This is a genomic window from Paracoccus endophyticus (assembly GCF_003286075.1).
GTDB classification, from domain to species: domain Bacteria; phylum Pseudomonadota; class Alphaproteobacteria; order Rhodobacterales; family Rhodobacteraceae; genus Paracoccus; species Paracoccus endophyticus.
The window spans coordinates 1-5956 of sequence record NZ_QLUV01000035.1; the positions used below are offsets into that span (position 1 = coordinate 1).

The following is a 5956-nucleotide window of genomic DNA, read 5'->3' on the forward strand; positions in this document are numbered from 1 at the left end:
ATGGCCGGTATCTGATCTTCTTCGTTGAAGCGGAGGACGAGGTTCGGATCGTGCGGGTGCTGCACGGCGCGCGGGACTTGCCCTCTCTTCTTGGATGAAAGTCCTTGCCCCTGAGAGGCCTGAACCCGACGAACGGAACAGAGAAGGGCGCACTTATGCAAACCTGCGGTTTGCGTGCGGTCTCCCCGGGTGGAGGCCAGTTCAGCTTGAAGCGCTTCTGCGGCCTCTCACAGCTTCTGAGCAGCTAGTTCTGCCTCTGGACAGGCAAAGCCCCTCCTCCCCTGCCTCTCTTGAGGGCGATGTCATCGGGGCTTTGCACAGGGCCTGGACGCAGCCCGCTCTCATCACGAAGGGCCGCAGGATTGCGTCCACGCCTGTGCATGATCGACCTTGCGTCCTGCTATCAATTCCATTATTCCAGAATAATGGAAGATAATGATGCCATCGGCACCCTGGCCGCCCTTGCCCAGCCCACGCGGCTGGAGTGCTTCCGGCTCCTGGTGCGTCACGAACCCGCGGGCCTGCCCGCCGGAGAACTGGCCCGCGCGCTGAATGTGCCGGCCAACACCCTTTCGACCCACCTCACGATCCTTTCCCACGCGGGCCTCGTCGCAGGCGAACGGGAGGGCCGTTCCATCGTCTACCGCGTAAACCTGGAGCGCGTGCGCGCGCTCACGCTCTTCCTGCTCAAGGATTGCTGCGGGGGCCGCGCCGAGCTGTGCGCGCCGCTCGTGGCCGAGCTTGCGCCCTGCTGCTGATTTCCCGGAGATCTTGATGACGGACCACATGGCCGACGCATCCGCCCCCGCAGGGGGGCTTGGCACCTTTGAGCGCTGGCTCTCGCTGTGGGTGGCCGTTGCCATCGTGGCGGGGATCGTGCTGGGCAACCTCGCGCCCGGCCTCTTTGCGGGCCTCGCCCGGATGGAGGTCGCCTCCGTCAACCTGCCCGTCGCCGTGCTGATCTGGGCCATGGTCTACCCGATGATGGTGGGCGTGGATTTCGGCTCGATCCGCCGGGTTGGCGAGGAACCCCGGGGGCTGATCATCACGCTGGTGGTGAACTGGCTCATCAAGCCCTTCACCATGGCCGCCCTGGGCGTGCTGTTCTTCCAGTATATCTTCGCCGGCCTCATCCCGCCCGAGGACGCGCAGGCCTATCTCGCCGGCGTGATCCTGCTCGGCGCCGCACCCTGCACGGCCATGGTCTTCGTCTGGTCGAACATGACGCGGGGTGATCCGACCTACACGCTCGTGCAGGTGAGCGTGAACGATCTCATCATGGTCGTGGCCTTCGCCCCCATCGTGGCGCTGCTGCTGGGCGTCACCGACATCGTGGTTCCGTGGGACACCCTGCTGCTGTCGGTGCTGCTTTACATCGTCGTGCCGCTCGCGGCCGGCATCCTCACCCGCAACCGCCTTGTGGCGCAGGGCGGGGAAGCAGCGGTCGATACCTTCCGGGACCGTATCAAGCCCCTTACCATGACGGCGCTTCTGATCACCGTGGTGGTGCTCTTCGGCTTCCAGGGAGAGAAGATCCTCGAGAACCCGCTGGTGATCCTCCTCATCGCCGTGCCCCTGCTGATCCAGAGCTACGGCATCTTTGCCATCGCCTATGGCGCGGCGCGGGCGCTGCGGGTGCCTTTCGATATTGCCGCGCCCTGCGCGATGATCGGCACCTCGAACTTCTTCGAACTGGCGGTTGCAGTGGCGATCAGCCTCTTCGGCCTGAACTCGGGGGCGGCGCTCGCCACTGTCGTGGGCGTCCTGGTCGAGGTGCCGGTGATGCTGTCGCTGGTGGCCTTCGCCAACCGCACCCGGCACTGGTTCCCCGAAAGGACGCGCCGGCCATGACCGTCATCATCTGGCACAACCCCGCCTGCGGCACCTCGCGCAATACGCTGGCCATGATCCGCGCCAGCGGCGAGGAGCCGGTCGTCATCGAGTATCTGAAAGCGCCCCCAAGCCGCGAACGCCTCAAGGGACTGATCGCAGCCATGGGCATCACGCCGCGCGAACTGCTGCGCGAGAAGGGCACGCCTTACGCCGAGCTGGACCTGAGCGACCCGTCGATCACCGATGACCAGCTCCTCGACGCCATGCTGGCGCATCCCATCCTCATCAACCGCCCCATCGTTGAGACGCCCAAGGGAACGCGGCTCTGCCGCCCGTCCGAGGTGGTCCTCGACCTTCTCGACCATCCGGTAGCCGAGTTCGCCAAAGAGGACGGCGAGGCGGTTCGCCGGGAGGGCAGACGCGGTGCTTGAGGAGACCGAGCTTCCCAACCTTGCTGCCGATGCCTTTGAGCGGCCGGACCCCGCTCGACTGGCAGCAGCGATGCCAACGCACCCGCCCCGCATTCTGCTGCTCTACGGCTCGCTGCGCCAACGATCCTACAGCCGTTTTGTAACGCTGGAGGCGGAGCGCCTGCTGCGGCATTTCGACTGCGAGACGCGCATCTACGACCCGAGCGGGCTTCCCTTGCCCGACGATGCCGATCCCTCGCACCCCAAGGTACAGGAGCTTCGTGACCTGTGCCTGTGGTCCGAGGGCCAAGTCTGGACCAGCCCGGAGCGCCACGGGGCCATGACCGGCGTGATGAAGTCCCAGATCGACTGGGTTCCCCTGTCCATGGGTGCCATCCGGCCCACTCAGGGCCGCACGCTGGCGGTGATGCAGGTGTCCGGCGGATCGCAGAGCTTCAATGCCGTTAATCAGATGCGCATCCTCGGCCGCTGGATGCGGATGCTGACGATCCCGAACCAGTCATCGGTCGCCAAGGCGTATCAGGAGTTCGATGAGAACGGGAGAATGAGACCCTCCAGCTACTACGACCGCATTGTGGACGTCATGGAGGAGCTGGTGAAGTTCACGCTCCTGACCCGTCACCTGTCCCCGTTCCTAACCGACCGCTACAGCGAGCGGAAGGAAGCCGCCGAGAAGCTTGAGGGACGGTTGAACCTGAAGACCGCGATTTGATGTCCGTCTGGTTTCACTGGCCGCAGCCTCTCGTGCTCAGCTTCTCCCCCACAACCCCCATCGGCGGCGCGGGGTAGGTGGGGCGGGCAGAAGCCCGGCAATCCGGCTTTCGGCCCGGTCCAGGCGCGCGCGCAGGTCGTCGATGGTAGCCTGCATCTGCTCACGTTCCCGGCTGCGCTCCTCCCGCTCGCGGTCGCGCTCGCGTTCGGCCACCTCAAGCTGCATCCGCAGGGTTCCATCCCGTTCGCTCTCGGGTTGCGCCGCGTTCGATGTTGTCGGTTGTGGAACAGGTGCGGGGAACACTCGGTAGAGCTCCGCCGGGTCGATCTGGTAGCTGCCATCCTCGCAGCGGGTGGCCGACAACCTTCCATCCTTGATAGCGCGACTGAGGGTGGATTTCGACCGATCAACTTCTTTTGCGGCTGCGGAAAGAGACAGTTGCAAGAGGTTCCTCACGAGGTTGCGCAGCGCGTCATTGGACGGGTTGCGGTTCGTTCGCGCAACCCCTGCTTCGCTCTTACACCTTCCCGACCTTGGCGCAGAAGTTGCTGAACAGTTTTTCGATGTTGGCGGCATTGCGGGTAATGCCGCGTTCCTTGAGGAAGCGGCGGAAGTTGGCAGCGATGAGGCTGTCGTCCATGTTGCAGCCCGCCGCACGCTTGAGGTCGCGCCAGCGGGGGCTGTAGGCGATGCCGCCGGTTTCGGGGAACTCGGCCGCAACCTCCTCGGCCGTGCCGTCCCGGCGCGCCTTCCGGCCGATCTGCGAGGCGGACAGTTCGCGCCGGGTCTCGGATGGATCGTCCTTCACGGCCCAAGCGATCTCGATGCTGGCGACGGTGCGGCCGACCTTGCGAGGAGTGGCGGTCAGGGTCAGCCGAGAAAGCTGATTGATCTCGGCAATCGCGGGCTGGATTGCTCGGGCGTTCAGATTGGCAAACCGTTCCAGTTTGCCCGGCTGTACCCCGAGAACGGACCGTAACTCGGCCACGGTGAAGGTCTTGCTGACAACCTGATCCAGCTTGGCAAGGCTGGCGATGTGCTGGAACAGCAGCAGGGAGTACTTGCTGCCCAGGTGAAACACCGTCTGACGATCAAGGATCGCCCAGTGGTTCGAGGCCGCGGCGGCACGGGTGAACATCCGTGAGAAATACCAGCTGATGACCAGATCGCCGGACAGTTCGTCGCGGTAGTCCACCTCGGCAATGTCGAGCAGCCCCCCGATGGTTAGGCGCTTCTTCTCGGTGTCGTCGTGGATCAGCACGGCTGCCTGCAACTCCGCGAACAGCGGAGCGAGACTGGCGCGATCATGGTTGCGCAACCCCTCGACGCCGCGCACCTCGGACAGCCGGACGCGATGCTCCACGTCCTCGCCCATCCTGCCGCCTGCCTTGGCGATGAGCAGGTGCATCAGCTTGAGGGCCGCCAGACCCGGCGGATTCTGCATGTAGGTGCCGCGCGCCACCTCGGCGGGCAGCACGGTCTTGGACTGGTCATAGGCCCGGTCAGCGGCCACTTGAACGGTCTTTCCCATGGGTAACATTCATCGACTACATAACGTTACCTATCAAGTAGCAAAATTGGCCCCATTTGTTACCCATGCGGCCCCATTTGTTACCTATGCGGCCCCATTTGTTACCTATGCGGCCCCATTTGTTACCTATAGACGCGTAACTTACTGCAATAAAATAGATTTTTCCGCCTGAACTATAAGAACATTAGAACAAGAAAGGCGCAACACACCTTCCAGCCCCAAACCTCAGAGACAGAAAGCACCGAACCAGACCACCACGCTGTAGCACAGTCAGAAACTGCAATGAGCAGAGCCGGTAGCAAGGGCAGCGTCCAACCCTGCACCACAGGCCCGCAGAGACCTGCTGACGGGCCTCTAAGGTACGCAGGTGTCCAGTGCTAAGAAACTGATCGAGCGCTGCTAGCGGGCCGCTCCGGAAGCCTGTGGCCCTGCGAGGCGAGGCCAGCAGCAAGGGCGGCGCTCTACGGCTCTTTTTTGGGATGCGTTGTCAGGGTCCATTTCCTGCTATGCATCCCACCTCTCCCCCTCAGCTCGTCCTCTTCGGCGACCTTCTTAGGCGGCTCGATCGCATCACTGCCGCAAGCCCCTGTCGTGGGCCGCGCGCAGTCGCCAAGGAACGGAGCGCGGCCCACGACAGGGAGCAGGGGAGCACCGTTGCGCAGGGCACCGGAGGAGGTGCGGCAGAGGGCGGACAGGTCCGAAAACCGGGCGTGTAAACATTCGACAGTTCCTGCCACTTCCTCTCCTTCTTTTTCTCGCTTCGTCGAAGCTCCCTAAGGGGGCTGCCAAGACTGATGGCCGGAGGGGAAGGCGGATCAGGAGGCAAGGCGCTTTCTGGTTTTTCCTAGCAAGCCTCACAAGTATGATGAAGTATGTTTCCCGAGAGGAGTGGACCCATGCCTGCCATCGAGCGAATGACCATCACCATGCCGGCAGAACTGGCCGAGACGCTGCGCCAGACGGTGGCGGGCGGCGAATATGCCTCGACCAGCGAAGTCGTGCGCGAAGCCCTGCGGGACTGGACGCGCCGCCGCGATGTGGAGCGCCAGGACCTCGAAGCCTTGCGGGCGGCGATCAGGACCGGCCTGGACAGCGGCCCTGGCCTTCCTGCCGACCAGGTGTTTGCCGAGCTGCGGGCCCGCTACGCCGCCAAGTCCTGACATGGCGCGCCTAGTCATTCTGCCCGCCGCCCGGATGGATCTCATCGAGATCGGGGACTTCATTGCGCTGGACAACCCGGAGCGGGCCGCATCCTTCGTAACCGAGATCGAGGACCGGATGATCGAGGTTGCAGAGCGGCCTGGCAGCTTTCCGGCGCGGGACGAGCTGCACAAGGGCCTGCGGTCTGCCCGGCATGGCCGGTATCTGATCTTCTTCGTTGAAGCGGAGGACGAGGTTCGGATCGTGCGGGTGCTGCACGGCGCGCGGGACTTGCCCTCTCTTCTTGGA

8 protein-coding genes are annotated in these 5956 nt (G+C 64.0%); 6 read left to right on the top strand and 2 right to left on the bottom strand.

Annotated elements, in window-relative coordinates; genetic code table 11:
- Window positions 1-380 precede the first annotated feature (380 nt).
- The 4 genes from DPQ23_RS14980 to arsH are packed head-to-tail and all read left to right on the top strand — an operon-like array spanning window position 381 to window position 2976.
- The gene (locus DPQ23_RS14980) at window positions 381-758 is read left to right on the top strand and encodes an ArsR/SmtB family transcription factor (protein WP_338067061.1); all 378 of its coding nucleotides are present in this window, start codon (window positions 381-383) and stop codon (window positions 756-758) included.
- A gap of 16 nt (window positions 759-774) precedes the next feature.
- Window positions 775-1851: an ACR3 family arsenite efflux transporter gene (arsB, locus tag DPQ23_RS14985; RefSeq protein ID WP_420818594.1), complete on the top strand. Its 1077-nt coding sequence runs from the start codon at window positions 775-777 to the stop codon at window positions 1849-1851.
- The gene (gene arsC, locus DPQ23_RS14990; protein WP_112875563.1) at window positions 1848-2264 is read left to right on the top strand and encodes an arsenate reductase (glutaredoxin); all 417 of its coding nucleotides are present in this window, start codon (window positions 1848-1850) and stop codon (window positions 2262-2264) included. The genes arsB and arsC overlap by 4 nt, the downstream gene beginning before the upstream one ends.
- Window positions 2257-2976: an arsenical resistance protein ArsH gene (arsH, locus tag DPQ23_RS14995; protein ID WP_112875564.1), complete on the top strand. Its 720-nt coding sequence runs from the start codon at window positions 2257-2259 to the stop codon at window positions 2974-2976. Before arsC ends, arsH begins: the two co-directional genes overlap by 8 nt.
- A gap of 36 nt (window positions 2977-3012) precedes the next feature.
- Here arsH and DPQ23_RS15590 read toward each other — a convergent pair whose 3' ends face one another.
- Window positions 3013-3339: a hypothetical protein gene (locus DPQ23_RS15590; protein ID WP_162630797.1), complete on the bottom strand. Its 327-nt coding sequence runs from the start codon at window positions 3337-3339 to the stop codon at window positions 3013-3015.
- 154 nt (window positions 3340-3493) lie between these two features.
- Window positions 3494-4489 (bottom strand): replication initiation protein, encoded by a 996-nt coding sequence (locus DPQ23_RS15005; RefSeq protein WP_240602843.1) that lies wholly within the window; start codon window positions 4487-4489, stop codon window positions 3494-3496.
- A 914-nt stretch (window positions 4490-5403) separates the two neighbouring features.
- Here DPQ23_RS15005 and DPQ23_RS15010 point away from each other — a divergent pair.
- Together DPQ23_RS15010 and DPQ23_RS15015 are read left to right on the top strand one after the other, a co-directional pair.
- Window positions 5404-5667 carry a type II toxin-antitoxin system ParD family antitoxin gene (locus DPQ23_RS15010; RefSeq protein WP_112875567.1) on the top strand — a complete coding sequence of 88 codons (264 nt, stop codon included), beginning with the start codon at window positions 5404-5406 and terminating at the stop codon, window positions 5665-5667.
- A gap of 1 nt (window position 5668) precedes the next feature.
- Window positions 5669-5956, top strand: a 288-nt coding sequence (locus DPQ23_RS15015; RefSeq protein WP_162630798.1) for a type II toxin-antitoxin system RelE/ParE family toxin, incomplete at its 3' end; no start/stop codon positions are given.